Origin of the sequence: Acinetobacter sp. KAM396 (assembly GCF_021602765.1) — a bacterium.
Lineage (GTDB): Bacteria > Pseudomonadota > Gammaproteobacteria > Pseudomonadales > Moraxellaceae > Acinetobacter > Acinetobacter towneri_A.
In genome coordinates this window covers 35,018-57,740 of sequence record NZ_BPPH01000009.1, presented here as the reverse complement: position 1 = coordinate 57,740, position 22,723 = coordinate 35,018, and the positions used below count along the sequence as shown (strand labels likewise).

Genomic DNA, 22,723 nt, shown 5'->3' with positions numbered 1-22,723 from the left:
GTAGCATAGGAAATTCTGCGCGCATGAATGACATTGAAACTCAACTTAGCCAAATTAAAAATTTCCAATTCATTCATGAGCGTTTGTTTTCTTCAGGTCAGCCCACGGCTGAAGAATTAAAACTAATTAAAGAATATGGTATTGGCACTGTTATTAATTTGTCTGAAAGTGATGCTGAACACACCCTTCCTCATGAGGACAAAATTTGTCTGGATGTTGGACTGAACTATATTCAGCTGCCAATTTCATGGGAAACACCATCTTCTGATCAATGTTTATTATTGCTCGATTTGGTCAATCATTTATTAGAAAGCCAAATGGTGTGGGTACATTGCAGCAATAACAACCACGTCAGTAGTTTGATGTATTTATATCGTCAATATTTTATGGATGTGGATATTGCAACAGCTCAAGACTTTTTACATGATATTTGGAAACCCAATGAAACTTGGACAGGCTTAATTCATGCCGTTTCTTTGCAACTACAAGGTCGTAAAGCCACGCAAGATTTACAACAAGCTTTGGAATCTGCTGAACTGTCTTAATTCAGCAGATTACGCAGTTAAATTGCAATGCGATTATTTTGTATGAGAAATCAATACAGTCGCCGTTGCTAAAATACCTTCCTGACGTCCAGTAAAACCTAATTTTTCAGTGGTTGTCGCTTTAATACTAATTTGAGTGACCTCTACATCCAATACATCAGCAACACTTTGGCGCATTTCTAGCGTATGCGGTGCAAGTTTAGGACGTTCACAAGCTACAGTAATATCGGCGTTATTCAGTTTATAACCACGGTCTAAAATAAGTTGATAGACCTGTTTAAGCAATACCCGACTATCTGCACCTTTGTAATTTGGATCGGTATCTGGAAAATGCTGACCAATATCCCCTAGCGCCAAAGCACCTAATAATGCATCGCATAGTGCATGCAGCACTACATCGCCATCTGAGTGTGCTTTTAAACCTTGTGTATGAGGAATTTGAACACCTGCAAGGGTCACAAAATCTCCCGCTTCAAAGGCATGAACATCTAAACCTTGTCCAATACGAATCTGTGCAACCATGTTCAACTCCTGTAGAAATAAATCATTGAAATCTTGTATTCATACTTTCGATTTCGCTATATTAGACCTAGCGCAACATAGTGAAAGTATAAGCGATCATGCTGTTGAAATCTGAGACTCATCTTATCAAAAACTTAAGCACACTGCTGTTATTTGGCTGTTTATATTCATCTTTCTCTTATGCACAAGGGATCGATTGTACGTCTACATCCAATAAAAAGTTAGCGCAGGTGTGCTCGGAGAATTTCTCAGAATTACGTGAAAAATTAAGTGATCAACATTTAACAGCTTATTTGATGAGTGATGCGCCTATTCGCTTGTTAGAAGATACCCAGCAATTGTGGATACAGCGCTTACAGCAGTGCAAAAGCTTGAATTGTTACACTCAGCAATTTGATTTCAGAATTGATCAACTGAATTTTTTCACCTCTATGAATCAAAGCATGACTCAACATTATTTAAAATATGAAAATGGTCAATTTGCTGCGCAGCCCGTACATTTACAAATTCATCAGCTCAATAAAAACAGCATTAAAATTGAAGGCATTGCTTATCGTAATCCAAATAACCGTATTGAAACCCAAAGCATCGCCTTTTTAGCCTATACAACGCCTGAGCAAAAAAACAAAATCATCGACAATGAACATGATTGTAGTTACGACTTTGAATATTCTAAAGCGATCTTAAAAATTCAGACCAAACAAAAAGGTTGTGAACGCTTTGCGGGTATCTATCGTTTATACGATTAATGCTTAATAATAGATTTTATTAAACAAATTAAATGAGCAACCACAACACAATTGGCAAAGTTAAAGCGGCAAATACGGTTTGCAGGCTAATAATTGTTGCCATTAAACGACTATCTCCCCCTAAAACTTGTGTAAGTACATAAGCCGCAGATGCGGTAGGTAAAGCAAAAAACAAGACTAAAATTTGTGACTCCAACACGGGAGTATTTAGACTTAGACAAATTAGCCATGCTAAAGCTGGCATAAATAACAAACGCCCAAATACATTTAATGTCAATACAAACACATCGCGTTGCAAACCATTAAATTGCAATGCTGCTCCCACACACATTAATCCCAAAGGCAAACTGCATAGGGCCATTTGACGAATAAAATGCTCTGCACCTTCCCACAAGGTCAGACCTGCTAAATTAAATAGACCACCAACAATACAACCCAAAATTAATGGATTTTTCATCAATGACCACAGGATTTGCTTTGCCTGTAAAGCCTTAGTATCGCTTAAAGCCAACACTGATAACACATTCACTAATGGGATGCAGAACACCAAAATAATCGCGAACAGCGCCATGCCCTGCACCTGAAACAATGCTGCGACCAAAGCCAAACCGATATAAGTATTGAAACGTACCATGCTTTGCATATACACCCCAAAACGGACTGCGGGGGTTTTAAAATAGCCACGCAAGGCATATAACAAACAACTTACCAAAGCCACAACAAGCCCCACGACCAACAAAATCTGTGTGATTGATTTCGCTTCAATATTTGCTGTTGCGAGGTTTAAAAACAGCATGCTAGGAAATAAAATATAGTAATTTAACTTTTCTGCACCCTTCCAAAATGGCTCATCCAGCATACGTGATTGCTTAAGGAGATAACCCATTGCAATTAAGGCAATCAAAGGGAAAAGTGCAATAAAAATTAAATGGCTCATGGGGTGCTCTGTGTGTTACTGCTACGCTATTGTTTTTGAATTATTGCTTAATAAGTAAAGTAAATTTATTGGATATTATAGAGATTGTTTTGTGTTTACCTCATTAGCTTAGGCTATTTTAAAATCACAGACATGATAAAGATGATGATCGCAACTTACACTTACATCATCTTCCACATAGATTCAGCATTAGCGATGGGTATGGATAGACATCACAATCCCCATACTCGCCAACATGGAAATGACTGCCGTTCCACCGTAACTCATGAGCGGTAATGGGTCACCCGTTACAGGTAAAATACCACTCACCATCCCAGAGTTTAAAAACACAAAGAAAAAGAAAGTAAGACCGACTGTGCCTGCATACAAACGCCCGAAATTATGGAAACAATTCATCCCAATCATCAAACAACGTAAAATAATCGCCGCAAACAAACTGAATAGTAAAAATACGCCAATAAAACCAAACTCTTCGGCATAGGTCGACATAATAAAGTCAGTATGATGTTCAGGTAGATAACCCAAATGCGATTGTGTTCCTTCTAAATAACCTTTACCCGTAAAGCCGCCTGAACCAATGGCGATTTTGGATTGAATAATATTCCAGCCCGCCCCCAAAGCATCAGATTCAGGATCAAACAAGGTCAAGACTCTTTTCTTTTGGTATTCCTGGAAAAAGAACATCCAAAGCAATGGTGCTACAACAGCCAGTGCGGTGATAGCTCCTAAGATTAATCGCCATGACATGCCACTTAAAAACAGTGCAAAGACACCGGGAATAATCAAACCAATGTTTAAGTCGGGTTGCAATGCCACCAAGACAAAAGGAATCATCATAATCACTAAAGCGACAATGATGTGGATAAATTTAGGCGGGAATGCACGACGCGAAAAGTGCCATGCCATCATCAATGGCATGGCAAATTTCATAAATTCACTGGGCTGCATACTGCCAATACCTGGCAAGCTGATCCAACGTTTTGCCCCCATACGGGTTTCACCAATGACCAGAACCAAAGCTAGCATGATCACTGCAAAGATATAAAAATATGGACTGGCAGCTTGATATACCTTCGGCGGAATTTGCGCCAAAATAATCATGGCGATAAAACCAATGCCAAAACTGGTCGCTTGGCGCAGCACCATCCCCATATCTTGCCCGGTGGCACTATATACCACCATTAAACCTAGAATCGCATTTAAAATCAGAAAACACAGCAACCATGGATCTAAATGTAATTTAGTCCAGCGTGAAGATTCATTTTTAATGCTTCTACCATCACGTAATGAGTGACGTAAAAAACGATACTGCTGCGATGGGTTCATGCGACTCGAAAATAATTTAAAATAGACAGGATGAACAATTATAGAAGCAAAGCCGCACAGAGTGAATCATTAAAGCTGAATCGTTAAAGATTCAAGTTTAACGCGTTGTTTATCACACTAGATTTTTATCATCCACGTTGTTGTGAGGCTAAAATTAAACGCGCCAACTCTAGATCATCCGGATAGGTAATTTTAATATTATCTGAACGACCTTGCACAACATTTACAATTTGCCCTGCTGCTTCTAAAGCACTGGCCTCATCGGTAATCGTCAATTGCTGTTTTAATGCAGATTCTATAACTGTTTTAAGCACATCAAGTTTTGCAATTTGCGGAGTTTGCGCTTGCCAGAGTTGATCACGGCTTACCGTAGTTTCAATTTTTGTGCCTTGACTTACCTTTTTTAAAGTATCACGCACAGGAATAGCCAAAATGGCACTTTGATCTGTTGCCAGTGCAGTCTGATACAACTGTTCAAGGCATGCAACTGTCACACAAGGACGCGCTGCATCGTGCACCAAAACCCAGTCATCTGCATGAGCGATTTCAGATAAATAATGCAGTGCATTCAAGACTGAATCCACTCGCTCTGCACCACCTGCGCAAAAATGTGCTTTTGCTTTTTGCGCCAAGTTTAGGCTTTCTGCTACATCATCTGCTTGACCAATCGCTAAAACATAACCTGCCAAAGGCAAATGATTTAAACGTGCGATGCTGTGCTCTAAAACTGTTTGATCTTGAATATACTGATATTGTTTGAGGTCAGTTCTAGAAAAACGACGACCAGAACCCGCTGCGGGAATAACCGCCCAAAGTTTAGGGTGTCGCGGCGGTTGTTGATGCTGCAGGTTGTTGTGATTCATTGTTGCGTAAATCTACTGAGGAGTCTGGTTGAATATAAATTGGTTTATATTGTGTACTTATGGTGCTCATTTGCACAAAGGTTTCATGTGGCTTAATTAAGCCTAAATCTAAACGGGCATGCTCTTCAATCGCTTCTACCCCATTTTTTAAATCATAAACTTCTGCTGCAAGTACGCGATTGCGTTCCTTCAGTTCTGTATTTAATTCTATTTGTTGTTGAATTTTTTCTGTCAGTGCAGCATGGTCACGATAACCACCCTCACCAAACCAGTGTAAATATTGAAACCCTGCGATCAAAAAGATCGCAAGGCCCAACAATGCTTTACTCGCCTTGGAGTCAAATACATTTAATAGAGACATCTACTGATTTCGCTTAGTTCAAACCTTTGAACTCAGCTTTACCGCGATATGCAGCATTAGTCAATTCTTCGATACGAAGTAATTGGTTATATTTTGCTACACGGTCAGAACGGCAAAGTGAACCAGTCTTGATTTGACCTGCTGCTGTACCTACTGCAAGATCTGCAATTGTAGAGTCTTCAGTTTCACCTGAACGGTGTGAAATAACAGTTGTGTAACCATTCGCTTTAGCAAGATAAATAGCATCAAGCGTTTCAGTCAAAGTACCAATTTGGTTGTACTTGATTAGGATTGAGTTACCCACTTTTTCATTGATACCACGTTGTAAGATTTTCGGGTTAGTTACGAACAAATCATCACCGACCAATTGAATCTTATCACCTAAAATCGAAGTCAGGTAAGACCAACCTTCCCAATCAGATTCATCTAAACCATCTTCAATTGAGATAATTGGATATTGATTCACAAGACCTGCTAAATAGTCAGAGAATTGGTTGCTTGTGAATGCTTTGTTGCCTTCACCTGCAAGAATATACTGACCATTTTTGTAGAATTCTGAAGATGCACAGTCAAGCGCCAACATGATGTCAGAACCAGCTTTGTAGCCAGTCTTCTCAATAGCTTCAAGAATAACTGTGATGGCTTCTTCGTTAGAACGTAAGTTTGGCGCAAAACCACCTTCGTCACCCACTGCTGTGTTCAAACCTTTTTGGTTCAATACCGATTTTAATGAGTGGAAAATTTCTGCACCAGCACGTAATGCTTCAGAGAATGAAGTGAAGCCGACTGGCTCAATCATAAATTCTTGAATATCAACGTTATTGTCCGCATGTGAACCACCATTTAAGATGTTCATCATTGGTACAGGCATAGTTAAAATGCTGTTGTTACGAAGGTTAGCGATGTATTGGAACAGGGGAATTTTCTTTTCGTCAGCAGCAGCGCGCGCAGCAGCCAAAGACACGGCTAAAGTTGCGTTTGCACCTAATTTTTCTTTGTTTTCAGTACCATCAAGTGCAATCATAGTGTTGTCGATGTCTTTTTGTTCAAACACCGACTTACCAAGTAAAGCATCACGAATCAAAGTATTTACGTTGTTTACCGCAGTTTTAACGCCTTTACCTAAATAACGTGCTTTGTCGCCATCACGAAGTTCTAGAGCTTCACGAGAACCAGTTGAAGCACCTGATGGTGCACATGCACGGCCAACTACGCCAGATGCTAAGATTACGTCTGCTTCGATGGTTGGGTTACCACGAGAGTCCAAAATTTCACGTGCACGAATGTCAACGATTTGGCTCATGAACAATTCCTCAGTTGATTAATAACGTGATGCTTTAGGCATCAATGATTCTATAATTTAATAATGGGTCTAATTTAGTGTGTATCTAGCTTTTGGAAACCTTTTACCAAAGTATCCAACTCTTTAAGCTGTGACAAGAACGGCTCAAGTTGTGATAAACGCAACGCACATGGGCCATCACACTTTGCCTGCTCTGGTTCAGGATGTGCTTCTAAAAATAAACCTGCCAAGCCAGTTGCCATACCAGCACGTGCCAATGTGGTAATTTGTGCACGACGACCACCTGCCGAATCCGCACGACCACCTGGAGTTTGCAAAGCATGGGTTACATCAAAGAACACAGGTACATTCATTTCTTTCATAATGTCAAAGCCCAGCATATCGACAACCAAGTTGTTGTAACCAAATGCTGAACCACGTTCGCAAAGAATCAATTTGTCATTCCCTGCTTCTAAACACTTATGCAAAATATGACGCATTTCGTGCGGTGCAAGGAATTGTGCTTTTTTGATGTTGATAATGGCTTGAGTTTTCGCCATCGCTTCAACTAAATCGGTTTGACGGCTTAAAAAAGCAGGAAGCTGAATAATGTCCGCCACTTCTGCCACAGGCGCCGCTTGATACGGCTCATGTACATCGGTAATGATTGGCACATTAAAATGCTTTTTAATGTCAGCTAGCCATTCAATGCCTTTTTCTAAACCCGGACCACGAAATGAGTTCAGGCTAGAACGGTTGGCTTTGTCAAAACTAGCTTTGAATACATACGGAATATTTAAGCGTGTGCAAATATCCACATAAGTTTCAGCAATTTCAAATGCAAGGTCTTTAGACTCAAGTACATTCATGCCGCCAAACAATACAAATGGCAAATGATTCGCCATTTGTATATCACCCAAACGAACAATTTCTTGTGGTTTTAATTGTGACATTTCAACTTCCTAGTTTATCCCTAAAGCCATCTTATTTGTTTTTTTGATGCTGTTGTTTTGCTGCATCAATAAAGCTAGCAAACAATGGATGTCCATCACGTGGCGAGCTGGTAAATTCTGGGTGGAATTGTACCGCAATAAACCATGGATGTTGCGGAATTTCAACCGTTTCAACCAAGTGCTGAATAGGTGAATAACCCGAAATTTTAAGACCAGCTTCTTCAAGTACTGGAATATAACGGTTATTCATTTCATAGCGATGGCGATGACGCTCTACAATTTCTGCCGAACCATACACTTCACGAGTTTTAGTACCTTCAACCAATTCAGATTTTTGTGCACCTAAACGCATAGTGCCACCCAAGTCAGAATCGACAGAACGCTGTTGAACTTCACCGCGCTCATCTAACCATTCAGTAATCAAACCAATAAGTGGCGACTTAGTCGAACGGTTAAATTCTGTTGAACTTGCATCGGCAATACCTGCCACATTACGGGCATATTCAATCACAGCCAACTGCATACCCAAACAAATTCCCAAGAATGGTACACTGTTTTCACGTGCATATTTGATGGCTTGCATTTTGCCTTCAGTACCGCGCTCACCAAAGCCGCCCGGTACTAAAATTGCATCAGCCTCTTTAAGTACGCTATTAACGTCTTGGCTTTCAAGCTCTTCTGCATTGACATAGTCAATTTCAACTTTGACGCGGTTTTGAATACCCGCATGTAATAATGCTTCGTTTACAGACTTATAGGCATCTGGTAATTCAACATATTTACCCACCATCGCCACACGAACGCTGTATTCTGGGTTTAATAATGCATCGACTACGTTATCCCAATCAGATAAATCTGCTTCTGGAAAATCATTGAAGCCAAAACGCTCACAGATTAAATCATCTACGTCTTGTTCATAAAATGTACGTGGAATTTGGTAGATAGTTTTTGCATCTTTACATACCACAACCGCACGTGCTTCTACGTTAGTAAATAACGCAATTTTACGGGTTGTGTCTGCATCAACATCGTGCTCAGTACGGCAAATGAGAATATCTGGCTGAATACCGATAGATAACAATTCTTTGACTGAGTGTTGAGTTGGCTTGGTTTTTAACTCTGCCGCAGATTTGATATATGGCAATAAAGTTAAGTGCATAAGCATGGTGCGCTTATGCCCTAATTCCACCATCAATTGGCGTACAGATTCCATGAATGGGAGAGATTCAATGTCACCTACTGTACCGCCAATTTCTACGATTGCGACATCGTAGCCTTCGCCAGCGCGAAGTACACGTTCTTTAATATTGTCGGTAATGTGTGGAATCACCTGAACGGTACCGCCCAAGTAATCACCACGGCGCTCTTTATTTAGAACGTCTTGATACACACGACCAGAGGTAAAATTATTTAACTTGGTCATTTTCGCACGACGCAAGAAACGTTCGTAATAACCCAAATCTAAGTCAGTTTCGGCACCATCCTCTGTGACAAAAACTTCACCATGTTGGAAAGGACTCATTGTCCCTGGATCGACATTAATGTATGGATCCATTTTGACCATGGTTACTTTTAAACCACGGGCTTCTAAAAGTGCAGCAACTGAAGCAGCTGAAATACCTTTACCTAGTGATGAAACTACACCACCAGTTACGAAAATAAAATGGGTCATTGGGTTTCTCGTACAATCGAGCCTAAACAGGCCTGCAATGTTGCGCAATTTTACTTTACTCTGCACCAATAAAGCAAAGTCATTCCGCATCAATTCATAGAACAATAAACAATTGGCTATTTTATCAGCATTTCCTGTAAAAAATTAGAACTTCTTGAGAGGATTTTCATCTGTCATTTTATTGCTATAATACGTCCGTCTATCCGATCTTTAATTTTGTGCAATTATGAATAAGAAACTTTTAATTTGTGGTGCAATTGCAACGGCGTTGTTAGTGACTGCATGTGTAAAAAAAGAACAGCCAAAGCAAGATGAGCAAGAACAAGTAGAGGTTCAAACTGAACAAACTACTGAAACTACTCAATTTGAACCGCTAGAACCTGTTGAAAACATTCAAGATGCTGAACCAGAATCGCCCGCACAGGTAGAAGTGGAACGTACTGAAACAGCGAACACCACGACTGAAATCCCTCGTGAAACACCTTCACAACCTGCTGCTGCACCTGCACCTAAAGCGGCAGCTCCTGTTGCAGAAGACAAACCAACTCAAGCACGTCCAAGCAATAACGCAGGTGCTCAATCTGAAGATGATGCTGTTGCCGCTGCAATTGCTGCTGCAACCCCAGCACTTGAGAACTAAACGCTCACTTAAAACTTAGCTTTAAGTCAAAGTCAGTTTTAACAAGTCAGTTCTCATCTTGGATTTGAATTAACGTAAAAAAACCCAGTCATTTCGTACTGGGTTTTTATTAACTTGAATGAGTCGTCACCAGGATAATTCGTGAATATACTTTAAATGCAAATACATACTTCTGTATGCAATTGTGCGATTCACTTTAACTTGCCTGCTGCAACTGCGAATGTACTTTAAAATAATTCGAAATCAAACGTGAAGCCCAAGATTTAGTAAAACCGACACCTTCATAAAAACCACAATGACTGCCTTTACGGGTCGTCACTACCATAATATTTGGCATTTTTCGGATGGTTTCTTTATAAGGGTCAAAGTTTTTGATGTGACACACAGGATCATCTTCTGCATTTAAAACCATAAGTGGAATTTTGACATGCTCAAACACATAAATTGGGTTAATGGCTTTTGTGTAGCTGTCATAGTCTTCAAAACCCGCCATTTCAAAATATGCCTTTTCAAACTCGGCTAGACTGGTCGCACTCAATACTTGTGATAAAGATTTAAGATTTTTCCAAATGTCCTGATGGGGGTGAATAAAAAACTGGAATAATTTTTTGGTCATCACTTTACTGTAAAAAGGATGCACGTATTGAAAGCCTAATTCGGTGTTATATCCTGGGCACAGTGCAAATGCTGCTTTAATTGGGGTTTGCTCACCTTCTTCACCCAAATAGCGCACTAATAATCCTGACCCTGCCGAAGAACCGACTCCATATAATTCAGAATGAGGAAATTGCTGCTGAATAAACGCTATTTGCTCACGCAAATCATGTGTCGAACCGAAGATATTTATTTGTGGTACAGGCATAGGTAAATCACCATGTCCCCGACGTAAACATAAGGCAATGCGCCACTGTGTCTGTTGATGTAAATCACGCACCAACTCACGCATACTCTCCAAAGAACCTGTAATGGTGTGCATTAAAACAATCGTGGGAGTATCTGCAGGCAAGTCGTACCCCACCCAAGCAACTGCGGTGATACCGCCATCTTGCATAGTGAGTTGATCAACCTGATCATACTGCTGACGAATGGTTTTCTTTTTAATTAAATCAAAATACAAAAGATGCACGTGCGTATTTGACAACCACGGCGTTGGTCGGTATTTTTCTTTGAGCTGGGGTAAATAATCCAATACCCGACGGATTTCCCCATGCGGATGATAATATAGTGTCGGTATATCTGCGCCTGTGATCTGATCTAAAACCGCTTGTGTAATTTGCGCTATTTTTTGTAGTGTAGACATCATTTTACTCCCAGCAATCCATTTACTTCATCCCACAGCGACCTAAAAACGATTTCTATAAAACAACTACATCGCCATACACACGCTTTATTTTATTTTTCAGTTGGCATAAAGGCAATCATACGTTGTCCCATTTGTACAGCCAATGCTTCTAAACCACTCTTCGGGCGAATCATCACTTCAAAGTCCACAATTTGTCCTTGTGTATTGAATTGAATCATATCAATTCCTTTAAGTTTTTTATCTCCGACATTGGCGGAAAATTCAAGTACAACATTGCAACCATCTTCCGTATAAAACTCACGGTGATAAGAAAAGTTTTCAAAAACCTGAATTACATTGGTTAAAATAAAAAACACCACTTGTTTGCCCGCATACGGTTGATACGCCACAGGTGAGCGAAACACCACATCATCTGCCAGCAATTCACTCAGAATAGACATATCGCGGTTTTGCAGCATTGTATGCCAACGCTGTACGGCTGATTTTGTTGTTTCTAAGATCATCTTAAGTTCCTTTTTTTATTTTGATATTTCCTTACTATGTAAAGTGCCTAAGCGAGACTGAAGCACTGCTTTAATTCGAAGCACAGGAAAAGTAGATTAGAAAATTTTGTATAAGAATCACTCTCAAGCTCCATTTTTTCAAAGGACAGAGACGGTTATTAACCCTCTCCCTAACCTTTTCTCATAAGGAAAGGGAGAAGGAGTTGCATTAAATTTTCGCAGCCAATTCAGCACCCTGACGGATTGCACGTTTGGCATCTAATTCACCTGCTTCTTTCGCCCCACCAATCAAATGTACATTCTTACCTGCTGCCTGTAATTGCTCATACATGGCGGTGTAAGATTCCTGCCCCGCACAAATCACTATATGATCAACCTCTAGCACTGTGCTTTGACCATTTACGGTAATGTGCAAGCCTTGATCATCAATCAGGTCATAACTTGCCCCTGCAATCATTTTAACGTCACGTTTTTTTAAACCTGTGCGATGAATCCAGCCTGTTGTTTTACCCAAGCCTGCACCCACGGACGATGCTTTACGTTGTAACAAATAAATTTCACGTGGAGATTCTTCAACTTTTGCAGCTTTTAAACCACCAACATGCGCATAATTGGTATCAATGCCCCATTCATCGTAGAATTTTTCAGGATTTAGGCTACCACTTTCACCTTCATGGCTTAAATATTCTGCAGTATCAAACCCAATACCGCCTGCCCCAATAATCGCAACACGTTGACCTACAGACTTACGTTCTTTTAAAACTTCAATATAACTCAGCACTTTAGGATGATCGATACCTGGAATATCAAGCTGGCGTGGGGTTACCCCTGTTGCCACGACAATTTCATCAAAGGAAGAATTTTCTAGCTGCTCAAAAGTCGCCACATGATTCAGTTGTAGTTTAATATTCGGTTGTAACTCAATTTGACGCTTGAAATAGCGTAAAGTTTCATAAAACTCTTCTTTACCAGGAATAGTTTTGGCGATATTAAACTGCCCACCAATTTGATTCGATGCTTCAAAAATCGTCACCTGATGCCCACGTTCTGCTGCATAGGTTGCAAAGCTTAAACCCGCAGGCCCAGCGCCAATCACCGCAATATTTTTAGTTTGAGTCGCTTCTTTAAAAATCAGTTCTGTTTCATGGCAAGCACGTGGATTAACCAAACATGAAGCAATTTTCATAGAGAAAATATGGTCTAAACAGGCTTGGTTACATCCAATACAAGTATTAATTTCATCACTACGTCCTTGCTCTGCTTTTTGTACAAAGAACGCATCGGCTAGCATTGGACGTGCCATAGACACCATATCGGCATGTCCTGCAGCCAAAACATGCTCAGCCATTTCAGGGGTGTTAATACGGTTTGAAGTGATCAGTGGCACTTTAACCAAACCTTTTAATTTCTCTGTCACCCATGTAAAAGCTGCGCGAGGGACTTTGGTAGCAATGGTTGGGATACGTGCTTCATGCCAGCCAATCCCTGTATTGATAATGGTTGCACCTGCTTTTTCAATCGCTTGTGCCAATTGCACCACTTCTTCAAAACTCGAACCGCCTTCGACTAAATCCAACATCGACAAGCGGTAAATAATAATAAATTTTTCACCGACTTCTGCACGGGTACGCTTCACAATTTCAATTGGGAAGCGAATACGGTTTTCATAACTGCCGCCCCATTCATCATCACGATGGTTCGTACGCGCAGCAATAAATTCGTTAATTAAATAACCTTCTGAACCCATAATTTCCACACCATCATAGCCTGCATATTGCGCTAATTTGGCACAGTTCACAAAGTCGGCAATGGTTTGCTGTACTTCTGCCGAAGTCAGTGCATGTGGTTTACTTGGGTTAATCGGTGCCTGAATTGCTGATGGTGCGACAATATCAGGCTGATAAGAATAACGCCCCGTATGTAAAATCTGTAAGGCAATTTTGCCCCCTGCATCATGCACAGCCTGAGTCACTACTTTGTGTTTTTCTGCCTCTTGAAGAGTATCGAGTTTATTACCACCTGCAAATGTTAAGCCTGCATCATTCGGTGAAATTCCACCTGTAACAATCAGACCCACACCACCTTTGGCACGCTCTGCATAAAAAGCCGCCATGCGTTCGTATCCACCCGGTGCTTCTTCTAGTCCAACGTGCATTGAACCCATTAAGACCCGATTTTTTAAAGTGGTAAACCCTAAATCTAGAGGTGCAAGTAAATGTGGATAGTCAGACATATAATCTCCCTGCTGGCAAAAATGCTGGCTGTTTTATGCTTAATGCAACTTGTTGCATACTTTTATATTCTAGATTTGATTTTTATGCAACATGTTGCATAATAAAAGCTGAAAAATAATGTTGCTCTGTTTATGTCGCTCGCTCACGTTTTATTGACCAGTCTAATTGAAAAACCCAGTAATGGTATTGAATTGGCACGCCGTTTTGACCGTTCTATGGGTTTTTTCTGGAATGCGACCCATCAACAAATTTACCGTGAACTGAATGGCATGCTAAAAAAAGGCTGGATTTCAACCTTAGAAGATGAAGATTCTAGCAGTCGCAGCAAAACCTATCAGGTAGAAGCGTTAGGACGGCATGAACTGGCAAGATGGATGATTGAGCAAAGCCCTCCTGCGCAATTACGCGAAGAGCTTATGGTACGTTTACGTGCCGAAGCCCAACTTGGCGGCAACAGTGTCTTGCCAGAACTGGAACGTCATTTGTTGCTCCATAAAGCCAAGTTGCACACCTATCAACAGATTTTTGCCAAAGACTTTAGCCAAGCACCAGCGAATAACCGCACCCTGTATATTCATAAAATGATTTTGCAGCTGGGAATAGATCAGGAAATTGGCTGGATTGCATGGCTAGAAAACGTGATTCCTGAACTAAAAAAATTTGATGCCGAAGCTTCATCTTAAAAGTATATTTTTAAGTAAAAGCCCCCCATCAAAACTAAATCAGGATTACTCACCATACAGAAATGATCAGGCTATGCTATAAAGAATAACGTATCTTTCATCACAACCATGCAAGGAAATGCTGATGCCTTTTTACCGCATGCTCGATGGCGAAGCCCTATTTGTACGTGAATTTGGTCAAGGTGAGCCTGTGGTTGTACTTTCAGGTTTAGGCATGCACAGTTGGCAATGGTTGCCGTTTCAATATCAACATAAAAAACAGTATCGTTTTATTATTCCAGATTGGCGTGGCTTTGGAGGTTCTACCCTGTGTGCCGTTCCAGAATTGGATGCCATTTCTAGCCATTGGCAAGATTTAAACAGTCTACTTCAACAGCAGAACCTGCAGCAATTTAAACTGATTGGCTATTCCATGGGTGCAACCACTGCTATGCATGGTATGCAGCATGGGCAACTGACTGCCCATTTAAGCAGTTATTTACAAATTGACCAATCCCCTAAAATTGGAGTAGATCAAAACTGGCCTTATGGCCTATTTGGCAATCAACACCAACAATTTAAACAGTTAATGATTCATCTGTCCGATTTTTTGCATGATCATGCGCAATATACTGATATTCATCAAATGGATATATTGCAGCGTAAAAATTTAGTCGAACTTTGGCTGAAATTAATCGAGCTACAAGCCAGCAATAAAATTAGTCCGTTTTTATTTAAACTCGCCGTCAAACGTCCTGTTTTACAACGCTATATTTTGCCTACACAGCGTTTAGATTATTTACGTTGGTATATCGACAATTATTTACACCATCAGGAAGATTATCGTGAGGCTTTAACTCAACTCAGTTGCCCGACAGTGTTTTTTACAGGTGCACAATCGATCTTGTATGCGGCAGAAGGACAACGTCAAGTGGTAGCAGCTATGCCAAATGCGAAACAAGTGATATTTCACCAATCTGGGCATACTCCTTTACTAACTGAACCCCTGAAGTTTAGTCAGGAAATTGGGCGGTTTTTAAAATTAAACAGCTAAATTGCTAAAACAAAATGGTGGAAGTCTTCAACACCTTCCACCATAACATCATATCCACATTTAATTGGCAAAAGACGCGTTGGCTCTTTGGGCATAACCTAAAATTAACGCATGCACGTCATGCATCCCTTCTTAGGTATTCACGACTTCTCAAATGACTAGATGTCGTGGCTCACAAAATTGATTGATGATGTCATTACTACCAAGCATATCACGCGCCCATTGGGCAATCTCAAGGCCTTGCCACAGTTGTTAAGTTTAATCAACGAAGTTCCTTCGAGTGAAACAGTGCCCTCGTCTTTCATACCACTAAAAAATATAAAGTAATTTTTAACCTAGCATGATTTAAGCTTACATATCAGCAAGTTTCTTTTGAATGAGCTGATTGGTCCTCAAAGGACGTACGAAATGAATCCGATGCATCGTATACTGATGCGCAGTAGGCCAATAACATTCAGCTGTCACCCCTAGCACCTTATGCGATAACAGATCTCGCCATGTTTAAACAAGTGCTAGACAATGTTTTGAGCAAGACGAAAATATGTTACCTAACGTGCATGGTTTAAATAGGCGCTATCGCGAATCATAGACTCAGTTTCAGTCAATTGCTGTTCAAGCAAAATAGCCTTGAAGGTTTACATTTTTAAAACTTAAAATTCTGAAAAAATTGCTGCAGATTTGTTTTTCACTTTTCGACACCTATACTCAAATCTGACCATCCATCAAGAGGATAATACATGCGTAAATTAGTGGTTTTTTCGGGTGCAGGTATGAGCGCAGAAAGCGGAATCAACACCTTTAGAGATAGTGATGGCTTATGGGAAAAGCATCGTGTAGAAGATGTCGCAAGTCCTGAAGCATGGGCAAGAAATCCTGAATTAGTACAGCGCTTTTATAATGAACGCCGAAAAAACATTCTTAATGCGCAGCCTAACTTAGCGCATTGCTTAATTGCTGAGCTTGAAGATGATTTTGATGTGCAAGTGATCACCCAAAATATTGATGATTTGCATGAACGTGCAGGCAGTTCTGAAGTTTTACATTTACACGGCAATATTCGTTTAGCTAAAAGCTCAGGGCCTCATGCACAATACACCACTGAATTTTTTCCAATTGAAGGTGACTCACTGAACTTGCAACAGGATCTTTGCCCACAAGGCTATCCTTTACGTCCGCATGTGGTTTGGTTTGGCGAAGCAGTTCCTGCTTATGAAGAAACACTGGATTTGGTTCAAGATGCCGATATTTTTATTGTGATTGGGACAAGTTTGATGGTGTACCCTGTTGCCGGATTAGTACACGAAATTCCTGCAAATTGTCAGGCTTATTATATTAATCCAAAAGCCGTACAAGCTCAACTTCCTGCTCAATTTCAACGGATTTCAAAAACTGCCACTGAGGGCATGCAGCAATTATTCGATCAATTACATAAAATTTAAAGTAATTACAGTATCCAAATTTGCCTACTAGCAAGATGTCATGAATATGCTTAGGCTATTTTGACATCTTGCAGAATTGCATGATTTTTTTAATAGTTTTAGGCATCTCTTTAAAACTTTGTTACCATCGCTCTTTCTCTGTGTTTGTGATGTTTACTGCATATGACCTCATCTTATCAGCAACAACTTAATGCTAAAGTTGCCCGTATCTCTGCCCAATTTGCCGAATATAATCCACCTGCCTTAGAAGTATTTGCCTCACCAGAACATAATTACCGTATGCGGGCAGAGTTCCGGATTTGGCATATTGAAGATGATCTGTTTTATGCCATGTTTGAACGCAATGAAGATAAACAGAAAAAAGTTATTCGTGTAGATGAGTTTCCCATTGCAGACCGCAGCATTAACTTATTAATGCCAAAGCTGTTAGCCGCACTAAAAGCCAACCCTTTATTATCGGCTCGTTTATTTGAAGTGCATTTTTTAGCAACATTAAGTGGCGAAATGTTAGTTTCACTGCTTTATCATCGCAAACTTGAGTCTGATTGGGAGTCTGCAGCCCAAGCATTGAGCAAAGCATTAAACATTAAATTGATTGGACGAAGTCGTGGGCAAAAGTTTGTGCTATCCGATGAGTATGTAGTTGAACAATTACAAGTTTTTGATCGCACTTATACCTATAAGCAAATTGAAAGTAGCTTTACCCAGCCAAATGCGCAAGTTTGCCAAAAAATGTTGGAATGGGCGTGTACGGTTGCCGAACATTCTGAGCAAGATTTATTAGAACTTTATTGTGGCAACGGTAACTTTACCCTGCCGCTATCGACCCGTTTTCGTCGCGTACTTGCCACTGAACTGGCTAAATCTTCGGTATATGCAGCGCAATGGAATATTGAACAAAACCAGATTGAGAATATTCAAGTCGCACGTTTATCGGCTGAAGAATTTACTCAAGCCTATAACGGTGAACGTGAATTCCGCCGTTTGCAAGAAGCGAACATTGATCTTTCAGGTTATGATTTTGATACGGTCTTTGTCGATCCGCCACGTGCAGGAATTGACGATGACACCTTAAAACTCCTACAGCGTTTTGAGCGTATTATTTACATTTCGTGTAACCCTGATACCTTGCATGACAATTTAAAAACCTTGTGTCAAAGCCATAAAGTGACGCAATTTGCACTGTTTGATCAATTTCCGTACACCCATCATGTTGAGTCAGGTGTTTTACTGGAAAAGATTTAAACAATTTGTTGCATTATTCTTCAATATTTACAAGTTCTGCTTTTGATCGCTCGTAAATATTATGATGTAAATTAATCAGTTATCGCATTACAAGCCCTTTAACTGTCATAATTTCGTTAAAACAATGCAATATCATCGAAATTTCTGCAACTCGATTGCTGCTTTTATCACTTAGGTCGACTTGATTTATTTTTTATATTGGCTATATTTCGATCTATGTTAGGTTGTGAATGAAGGCTCTATGAGTTTTTGGCAAAAGTTGTTCTCTACAGAACAGCAAAACGAGCATAAAAATCAAATTGCTTGTGTTGAAAATGATTGCTCTTGCAAGACAAATGAACAACTTCTCGAAGCTTTAACCAAAGCCACAGATGAAGATGTCATTATCGGGATTAAGAAGGTTCTCGCTTCGCGAGGTTATAGCCGCAAAGAGTTAAATGAACTCCAGCATCTACCATTCCAGTAATGGAATATGATAAAAAAGGCATTTAGTTGAACTAAGTGCCTTTTTTAATAGCTGCATTTATATTAGAACAATAAATTTTATAAATCGCGACACATGCTTGAGCTTGCACAAAAACGCTAATCTTTTCAAACGAAGTCAATCATATCTTCACAATCATGCGCTAATATTTTTAAAACAATCATATCACTGCCATATTTTAATTATTCAAACCGAGAAAATGAGAATGAAAAAAACCAGCCTTAGCTTTCTTGCTCTACTCAGCCTGAGTTTCACAGCGTGTAGCCCAATGCCAAAAGAATGTGCCGATACTTGGGAGAAAATGGAAACTTTGGCTAAAAGCATGGGCATTTCAGACGAACAACTCAAACAGAAAAAAAAGCAATTTGAAAATGAAGTCAAACAAATGAAAAGTGAAGAAGCAGTCAAAATCTGCACGATGCAAGGCACAGCTTTAGGTTTTATCGGACAATAAATTTAGCCAAGCCTAAACTGTTCTAATGTTAGGGTTTACAGCCTTGATCATCTATATAAGCTAAAATTGATCCTAAATTGCGATGGGTACGAGTATGACGTTGCAATTGAGGAATGTATGCTGTAGAAATTGAACCATCTAAATACAAGGCATTTGCTGTTTTCAGCTCATCTTTAAAAAAGGTGGCAAATTGATGAAAAGTCACAGGTGTGTTGCTAATCACAAAGTAAAGGCTTTGATCTTTTAACCCAACTCCGTTTCTAATTTTATAAGAAGTACTGTCTGCCAAAAAACGTGAATTTAACTGGTGATTAATAACCAACATTGGGCCAGACTGTGTCGCATACTGTGCTTTTTTGAACGCTTGATTGACAAATTGTTGGGTTGTGCCTAAAAACACCTGCTGATGATTCCACGCCAGTACACCATTGGGCTGAATTAAAAAATTCCCCCATCCTTGTTGCTGTCGGTTTAGGTTTTTAATTTGCCGTCCTTGTTCTACATACAAACCCACAGGCGAATAATCTGGATGAAACATGCCTGCATTCATGGCAAATTGCATGTTTCCACAAGGCTGCAGATTTTTTTGTAGTTGAGAAATTTGCAGATACGGTTTCCCTTGCTGATCTTGCAGATATAAACCTAATTGAGACAATTGTGTCACTTCCACCACATCTACATTGATTTTACTGTTATTGACCGTCCATGCACGAATTTCTGCCTGTGCAGTAGACGTGCAGAATAAATAACTGAGCAATAAGCACTTCCACCGAGAACAAAACATTATCATCTCCCTACCCGCCATGTTACAAATTGTGCATATAACTGAATGGGTTATCGCATATTTGTGTCAGACGCAGTACACTATAAAACCTGATTTCTTTTCTCTACTCATGTTACTTTATTGGTCAAGCGTACGATGCTCAAGCAGAAAACACGATTTCCTTTAGGGGCACATTTAATTGTGAAACACTTCGGCTATAGCCATCATGGCATCTATGCTGGGCGTGGTCGCGTGATTCACTATTCGGGTTTTGCACATCTTTTCAAAAAGCACCCGATTGAAATGACCAGTATTGAAAAGTTTAGTCACGGCAAAAATATTATTGTGCAGTCATATCATGCGCCCAAGTATAAAGGACGCAAAGTGGTGCGTCGTATGCGTTCTAGAATGCACGAAAATAATTATCATCTGATTATGAATAACTGTGAACATTTATGCACTTGGGCCATTACAGGTGTAGAAAGCAGTCCGCAAGTATTTAAGATGATGGACCGTTTGACCACCATTGGTTATGTCAGCTCATTGATGAGTTATATGAATAGTATGATGCTGACCCTAACCACCACTTGCTTTGCTTTGGTTCTCTATATTAAGAAGAAACTACGCGACAAAGCCAAAATGCAGTTACCGCAAATCCTGATGAAACAGGAACAACATAAAAACCGCTAATGCTGACATTATAGCGACACTATGTATTTCATAAAATATTTTAAAACAAAATCAAAAGCCCAACCTGAATTGATCAAGTTGGGCTTTTAAATTACAAGCTAAAACCTAAATAAGATTTTACTTACCCGGCTTAAAGCTGTCTTTTAAGTCTAAAATACGGTTAAACACTGGTTTTTCCGCACTGTGATCATACTGATCTGCAACAAAATAACCTTCACGTTCAAATTGGAAACGATCTTCAGGTTGTGCCTTTACCAATGTAGGTTCAACAATGGCTTGTACCACCGTCAATGAATCAGGATTCAAGTTCGCTAAGAAATCATCACCCACTTCTGGGTCAGATTCGGTAAATAAGCGATCATATAAGCGAACTTCTGCCGCAACGCCTTTACTTGCAGAGACCCAGTGAATCACGCCTTTTACTTTACGACCTTCTGGGTTTTTGCCCAAAGTTTCAGGGTCAATTGAACATTTCAGCTCAATGACTTCGCCGTTAGCATCTTTAATCACTTCATCACACTTGATTACATAAGCATGACGTAAACGTACTTCTCCTTCAGGCACTAAACGCTTAAAGCCTTTAGGCGGCACTTCTTCAAAGTCTTTACGGTCAATGTAAATTTCAGAAGTCAGCGGAATGATACGTTCACCCATATCTACATTTGGATGACGTGCATGGACCAAATCTAATGCTTCTGGCAAGTTAGTCAAAGTCACTTTAAGTGGATTTAACACCGCCATACCACGTGCTGCAGTATTTTCCAAAGATTGACGGATGCAATATTCAAGCATTGCCACATCCACAATACCATCCGACTTAGACACACCTACACGCTTACAGAAATCACGCAAACCTTCTGGTGTAAAGCCACGACGACGCATACCTACCACTGTTGGCATACGTGGGTCATCCCAACCATTCACAAAACCGCCTTCAACCAATTTACGCAATTTACGCTTAGATGTGATGGTGTAATCAATATTCAAACGGCTAGATTCATACTGACGCGGCACAGCCTCGGATTTCACCTTTTCCACCACCCAATCATAGAATGGACGATGGTCTTGGAATTCTAAAGTACATAGTGAATGAGTAATGCCTTCAATGGCATCTGATAATGGATGCGCATAATCATACATTGGGTACATTTTCCATTTATCGCCCGTTTGGTGATGCGATGAATGTAAAACACGATACAAAATCGGATCACGCATGTGTACGTTTGGCGATGCCATATCAATTTTGGCACGGAGTACTGCCTGACCTTCGCCTAATTCACCATTGCGCATTTTTTCAAATAAAGCCAAGTTTTCTGCTACTGGCGTATCACGATATGGCGAATTTTTACCCAGCTCTACAAAAGAACCACGATTGAGCTTAATCTCATCAGGGGTTTGCAAATCGACATAAGCATCGCCTTGTTCGATCAGCTGAATTGCCCATGTATATAATTGATCGAAATAGCTTGATGCATAGCGTGGTTCGCCATTCCACTCAAAACCCAGCCATTTCACGTCATTGGCAATACCATCAACATATTCTTGTTCTTCTGCATCTGGGTTGGTGTCATCAAAACGTAAGTTACACACCCCTTGATATTCTTGTGCGATGCCAAAGTTCAAGCAAATTGCTTTCACGTGACCAATATGCAAATAACCATTCGGCTCAGGTGGAAAACGTGTCACCACCTGCTGAGTGCGACCCGCCGCAATATCATCGGTAATGACTTGACGTATAAAGTCTAAGCCCGGCTGTTGTTCTTGCTGCACAGCATCGACAGAGGCATTTGAACTTGGTGTCGGGGTGTTTGGCAGAGATGCAACAACATCATTTGGCTTCATAGCAATAAAATCACTTCTAAAATAAAATTGGATAAACTAGGTTACAGAAACTTCAGTAGTGAAGCATACATCACCCATTAGAACGCTTTTCCTTGTTTTTAACAAAGAAAATAACGTTTTTACTTGCCTTGTAGTTTACAGTTTGCTTATGCTTCTCTCAACCAAAAAACCCATGGCATTCGTGTCCATGTTTAGGAGAT

At 40.1% G+C, this 22,723-nt stretch carries 23 protein-coding genes and 1 pseudogene; 10 read left to right on the top strand and 14 right to left on the bottom strand.

Annotated elements, in window-relative coordinates:
- Nucleotides 1-23 precede the first annotated feature (23 nt).
- Nucleotides 24-545: a hypothetical protein gene (locus L6C30_RS06835; RefSeq protein WP_236162690.1), complete on the top strand. Its 522-nt coding sequence runs from the start codon at nucleotides 24-26 to the stop codon at nucleotides 543-545.
- A 33-nt stretch (nucleotides 546-578) separates the two neighbouring features.
- Here L6C30_RS06835 and ispF read toward each other — a convergent pair whose 3' ends face one another.
- Nucleotides 579-1,067 (bottom strand): 2-C-methyl-D-erythritol 2,4-cyclodiphosphate synthase, encoded by a 489-nt coding sequence (ispF, locus tag L6C30_RS06830; protein WP_019837276.1) that lies wholly within the window; start codon nucleotides 1,065-1,067, stop codon nucleotides 579-581.
- Between the two features lie 98 nt (nucleotides 1,068-1,165).
- Between ispF and L6C30_RS06825 the strand changes: the two genes are divergently transcribed.
- Entirely contained in the window at nucleotides 1,166-1,816 is a 651-nt protein-coding gene (locus L6C30_RS06825) for a hypothetical protein (protein WP_236162691.1), read from the top strand.
- 28 nt (nucleotides 1,817-1,844) lie between these two features.
- Here the strand turns inward: L6C30_RS06825 and L6C30_RS06820 are convergent, their stop codons facing one another.
- The 7 genes from L6C30_RS06820 to L6C30_RS06790 all read right to left on the bottom strand — a co-directional run bounded on the left by L6C30_RS06820 (nucleotide 1,845) and on the right by L6C30_RS06790 (nucleotide 9,210).
- Nucleotides 1,845-2,753, bottom strand: coding sequence for an AEC family transporter (locus L6C30_RS06820; protein WP_236162692.1), 909 nt, complete (start codon nucleotides 2,751-2,753; stop codon nucleotides 1,845-1,847).
- Between the two features lie 189 nt (nucleotides 2,754-2,942).
- A complete protein-coding gene (gene rodA, locus L6C30_RS06815) occupies nucleotides 2,943-4,079 on the bottom strand; it encodes a rod shape-determining protein RodA (RefSeq protein ID WP_236162693.1) in 1,137 nt (378 codons plus the stop codon).
- A 128-nt stretch (nucleotides 4,080-4,207) separates the two neighbouring features.
- The gene (gene ispD / locus L6C30_RS06810) at nucleotides 4,208-4,942 is read right to left on the bottom strand and encodes a 2-C-methyl-D-erythritol 4-phosphate cytidylyltransferase (RefSeq protein WP_236162694.1); all 735 of its coding nucleotides are present in this window, start codon (nucleotides 4,940-4,942) and stop codon (nucleotides 4,208-4,210) included.
- Entirely contained in the window at nucleotides 4,896-5,303 is a 408-nt protein-coding gene (locus tag L6C30_RS06805) for a septum formation initiator family protein (RefSeq protein ID WP_236162695.1), read from the bottom strand. Before L6C30_RS06805 ends, ispD begins: the two co-directional genes overlap by 47 nt.
- A gap of 13 nt (nucleotides 5,304-5,316) precedes the next feature.
- Nucleotides 5,317-6,606: a phosphopyruvate hydratase gene (eno, locus tag L6C30_RS06800; protein WP_236162696.1), complete on the bottom strand. Its 1,290-nt coding sequence runs from the start codon at nucleotides 6,604-6,606 to the stop codon at nucleotides 5,317-5,319.
- A gap of 74 nt (nucleotides 6,607-6,680) precedes the next feature.
- Nucleotides 6,681-7,538, bottom strand: coding sequence for a 3-deoxy-8-phosphooctulonate synthase (gene kdsA, locus L6C30_RS06795; protein ID WP_230245041.1), 858 nt, complete (start codon nucleotides 7,536-7,538; stop codon nucleotides 6,681-6,683).
- A gap of 31 nt (nucleotides 7,539-7,569) precedes the next feature.
- Nucleotides 7,570-9,210 carry a CTP synthase gene (locus tag L6C30_RS06790; RefSeq protein WP_236162697.1) on the bottom strand — a complete coding sequence of 547 codons (1,641 nt, stop codon included), beginning with the start codon at nucleotides 9,208-9,210 and terminating at the stop codon, nucleotides 7,570-7,572.
- 226 nt (nucleotides 9,211-9,436) lie between these two features.
- Here L6C30_RS06790 and L6C30_RS06785 point away from each other — a divergent pair, with 226 nt between their 5' ends.
- Entirely contained in the window at nucleotides 9,437-9,850 is a 414-nt protein-coding gene (locus tag L6C30_RS06785) for an internalin (protein ID WP_236162698.1), read from the top strand.
- 196 nt (nucleotides 9,851-10,046) lie between these two features.
- Here L6C30_RS06785 and L6C30_RS06780 read toward each other — a convergent pair whose 3' ends face one another.
- The 3 genes from L6C30_RS06780 to L6C30_RS06770 form a co-directional block, all read right to left on the bottom strand.
- Nucleotides 10,047-11,153 (bottom strand): YheT family hydrolase, encoded by a 1,107-nt coding sequence (locus L6C30_RS06780; RefSeq protein WP_236162699.1) that lies wholly within the window; start codon nucleotides 11,151-11,153, stop codon nucleotides 10,047-10,049.
- A gap of 89 nt (nucleotides 11,154-11,242) precedes the next feature.
- On the bottom strand, nucleotides 11,243-11,656 hold the full coding sequence (locus L6C30_RS06775; RefSeq protein ID WP_236162700.1) for a nuclear transport factor 2 family protein: 414 nt from the start codon (nucleotides 11,654-11,656) through the stop codon (nucleotides 11,243-11,245).
- Nucleotides 11,657-11,864: 208 nt separating this feature from the next.
- On the bottom strand, nucleotides 11,865-13,889 hold the full coding sequence (locus L6C30_RS06770; RefSeq protein WP_236162701.1) for an NADPH-dependent 2,4-dienoyl-CoA reductase: 2,025 nt from the start codon (nucleotides 13,887-13,889) through the stop codon (nucleotides 11,865-11,867).
- 132 nt (nucleotides 13,890-14,021) lie between these two features.
- Here L6C30_RS06770 and L6C30_RS06765 point away from each other — a divergent pair, with 132 nt between their 5' ends.
- Both L6C30_RS06765 and L6C30_RS06760 read left to right on the top strand, forming a co-directional pair.
- Entirely contained in the window at nucleotides 14,022-14,573 is a 552-nt protein-coding gene (locus L6C30_RS06765; RefSeq protein ID WP_236162702.1) for a PadR family transcriptional regulator, read from the top strand.
- A 124-nt stretch (nucleotides 14,574-14,697) separates the two neighbouring features.
- Nucleotides 14,698-15,606 carry an alpha/beta fold hydrolase gene (locus tag L6C30_RS06760; RefSeq protein WP_236162703.1) on the top strand — a complete coding sequence of 303 codons (909 nt, stop codon included), beginning with the start codon at nucleotides 14,698-14,700 and terminating at the stop codon, nucleotides 15,604-15,606.
- A 60-nt stretch (nucleotides 15,607-15,666) separates the two neighbouring features.
- Here L6C30_RS06760 and L6C30_RS06755 read toward each other — a convergent pair.
- Nucleotides 15,667-16,117 (bottom strand): annotated as a pseudogene (locus L6C30_RS06755) (acyl-CoA dehydrogenase family protein); the annotation flags it as partial.
- A 226-nt stretch (nucleotides 16,118-16,343) separates the two neighbouring features.
- On the opposite strand from L6C30_RS06755, the gene L6C30_RS06750 reads away from it, so the two are divergent.
- From L6C30_RS06750 to L6C30_RS06735, 4 genes are all read left to right on the top strand, one after another.
- Nucleotides 16,344-17,045, top strand: coding sequence for a Sir2 family NAD-dependent protein deacetylase (locus tag L6C30_RS06750; RefSeq protein WP_236162704.1), 702 nt, complete (start codon nucleotides 16,344-16,346; stop codon nucleotides 17,043-17,045).
- A 162-nt stretch (nucleotides 17,046-17,207) separates the two neighbouring features.
- A complete protein-coding gene (trmA, locus tag L6C30_RS06745) occupies nucleotides 17,208-18,290 on the top strand; it encodes a tRNA (uridine(54)-C5)-methyltransferase TrmA (protein ID WP_236162705.1) in 1,083 nt (360 codons plus the stop codon).
- 241 nt (nucleotides 18,291-18,531) lie between these two features.
- On the top strand, nucleotides 18,532-18,756 hold the full coding sequence (locus tag L6C30_RS06740) for a hypothetical protein (RefSeq protein WP_004973321.1): 225 nt from the start codon (nucleotides 18,532-18,534) through the stop codon (nucleotides 18,754-18,756).
- A gap of 223 nt (nucleotides 18,757-18,979) precedes the next feature.
- On the top strand, nucleotides 18,980-19,228 hold the full coding sequence (locus L6C30_RS06735) for a hypothetical protein (protein ID WP_236162706.1): 249 nt from the start codon (nucleotides 18,980-18,982) through the stop codon (nucleotides 19,226-19,228).
- Nucleotides 19,229-19,256: 28 nt separating this feature from the next.
- Here L6C30_RS06735 and L6C30_RS06730 read toward each other — a convergent pair whose 3' ends face one another.
- The gene (locus L6C30_RS06730; RefSeq protein WP_236162707.1) at nucleotides 19,257-20,012 is read right to left on the bottom strand and encodes a phosphodiester glycosidase family protein; all 756 of its coding nucleotides are present in this window, start codon (nucleotides 20,010-20,012) and stop codon (nucleotides 19,257-19,259) included.
- A 135-nt stretch (nucleotides 20,013-20,147) separates the two neighbouring features.
- On the opposite strand from L6C30_RS06730, the gene L6C30_RS06725 reads away from it, so the two are divergent.
- Nucleotides 20,148-20,681 carry a lecithin retinol acyltransferase family protein gene (locus L6C30_RS06725; protein ID WP_096900868.1) on the top strand — a complete coding sequence of 178 codons (534 nt, stop codon included), beginning with the start codon at nucleotides 20,148-20,150 and terminating at the stop codon, nucleotides 20,679-20,681.
- 117 nt (nucleotides 20,682-20,798) lie between these two features.
- Here the strand turns inward: L6C30_RS06725 and L6C30_RS06720 are convergent, their stop codons facing one another.
- Nucleotides 20,799-22,523 carry a glutamine--tRNA ligase/YqeY domain fusion protein gene (locus L6C30_RS06720; RefSeq protein WP_236162708.1) on the bottom strand — a complete coding sequence of 575 codons (1,725 nt, stop codon included), beginning with the start codon at nucleotides 22,521-22,523 and terminating at the stop codon, nucleotides 20,799-20,801.
- Nucleotides 22,524-22,723 lie beyond the last annotated feature (200 nt).

Bases quoted from the DNA above. Each gene is read 5' to 3' on its own strand.
- L6C30_RS06835 (WP_236162690.1), top strand. From the start codon at position 24: ATGAATGACATTGAAACTCAACTTAGCCAAATTAAAAATTTCCAATTC.
- L6C30_RS06760 (WP_236162703.1), top strand. From the start codon at position 14,698: ATGCCTTTTTACCGCATGCTCGATGGCGAAGCCCTATTTGTACGTGAA.
- L6C30_RS06775 (WP_236162700.1), bottom strand. From the start codon at position 11,656: ATGATCTTAGAAACAACAAAATCAGCCGTACAGCGTTGGCATACAATG.
- L6C30_RS06765 (WP_236162702.1), top strand. From the start codon at position 14,022: ATGTCGCTCGCTCACGTTTTATTGACCAGTCTAATTGAAAAACCCAGT.
- ispF (WP_019837276.1), bottom strand. From the start codon at position 1,067: ATGGTTGCACAGATTCGTATTGGACAAGGTTTAGATGTTCATGCCTTT.
- L6C30_RS06750 (WP_236162704.1), top strand. From the start codon at position 16,344: ATGCGTAAATTAGTGGTTTTTTCGGGTGCAGGTATGAGCGCAGAAAGC.
- L6C30_RS06770 (WP_236162701.1), bottom strand. From the start codon at position 13,889: ATGTCTGACTATCCACATTTACTTGCACCTCTAGATTTAGGGTTTACC.
- L6C30_RS06790 (WP_236162697.1), bottom strand. From the start codon at position 9,210: ATGACCCATTTTATTTTCGTAACTGGTGGTGTAGTTTCATCACTAGGT.
- L6C30_RS06720 (WP_236162708.1), bottom strand. From the start codon at position 22,523: ATGAAGCCAAATGATGTTGTTGCATCTCTGCCAAACACCCCGACACCA.
- L6C30_RS06735 (WP_236162706.1), top strand. From the start codon at position 18,980: ATGAAAAAAACCAGCCTTAGCTTTCTTGCTCTACTCAGCCTGAGTTTC.
- L6C30_RS06785 (WP_236162698.1), top strand. From the start codon at position 9,437: ATGAATAAGAAACTTTTAATTTGTGGTGCAATTGCAACGGCGTTGTTA.
- L6C30_RS06780 (WP_236162699.1), bottom strand. From the start codon at position 11,153: ATGATGTCTACACTACAAAAAATAGCGCAAATTACACAAGCGGTTTTA.
- L6C30_RS06820 (WP_236162692.1), bottom strand. From the start codon at position 2,753: ATGAGCCATTTAATTTTTATTGCACTTTTCCCTTTGATTGCCTTAATT.
- L6C30_RS06730 (WP_236162707.1), bottom strand. From the start codon at position 20,012: ATGTTTTGTTCTCGGTGGAAGTGCTTATTGCTCAGTTATTTATTCTGC.
- L6C30_RS06725 (WP_096900868.1), top strand. From the start codon at position 20,148: ATGCTCAAGCAGAAAACACGATTTCCTTTAGGGGCACATTTAATTGTG.
- rodA (WP_236162693.1), bottom strand. From the start codon at position 4,079: ATGAACCCATCGCAGCAGTATCGTTTTTTACGTCACTCATTACGTGAT.
- L6C30_RS06805 (WP_236162695.1), bottom strand. From the start codon at position 5,303: ATGTCTCTATTAAATGTATTTGACTCCAAGGCGAGTAAAGCATTGTTG.
- L6C30_RS06740 (WP_004973321.1), top strand. From the start codon at position 18,532: ATGAGTTTTTGGCAAAAGTTGTTCTCTACAGAACAGCAAAACGAGCAT.
- kdsA (WP_230245041.1), bottom strand. From the start codon at position 7,538: ATGTCACAATTAAAACCACAAGAAATTGTTCGTTTGGGTGATATACAA.
- L6C30_RS06825 (WP_236162691.1), top strand. From the start codon at position 1,166: ATGCTGTTGAAATCTGAGACTCATCTTATCAAAAACTTAAGCACACTG.
- trmA (WP_236162705.1), top strand. From the start codon at position 17,208: ATGACCTCATCTTATCAGCAACAACTTAATGCTAAAGTTGCCCGTATC.
- eno (WP_236162696.1), bottom strand. From the start codon at position 6,606: ATGAGCCAAATCGTTGACATTCGTGCACGTGAAATTTTGGACTCTCGT.
- ispD (WP_236162694.1), bottom strand. From the start codon at position 4,942: ATGAATCACAACAACCTGCAGCATCAACAACCGCCGCGACACCCTAAA.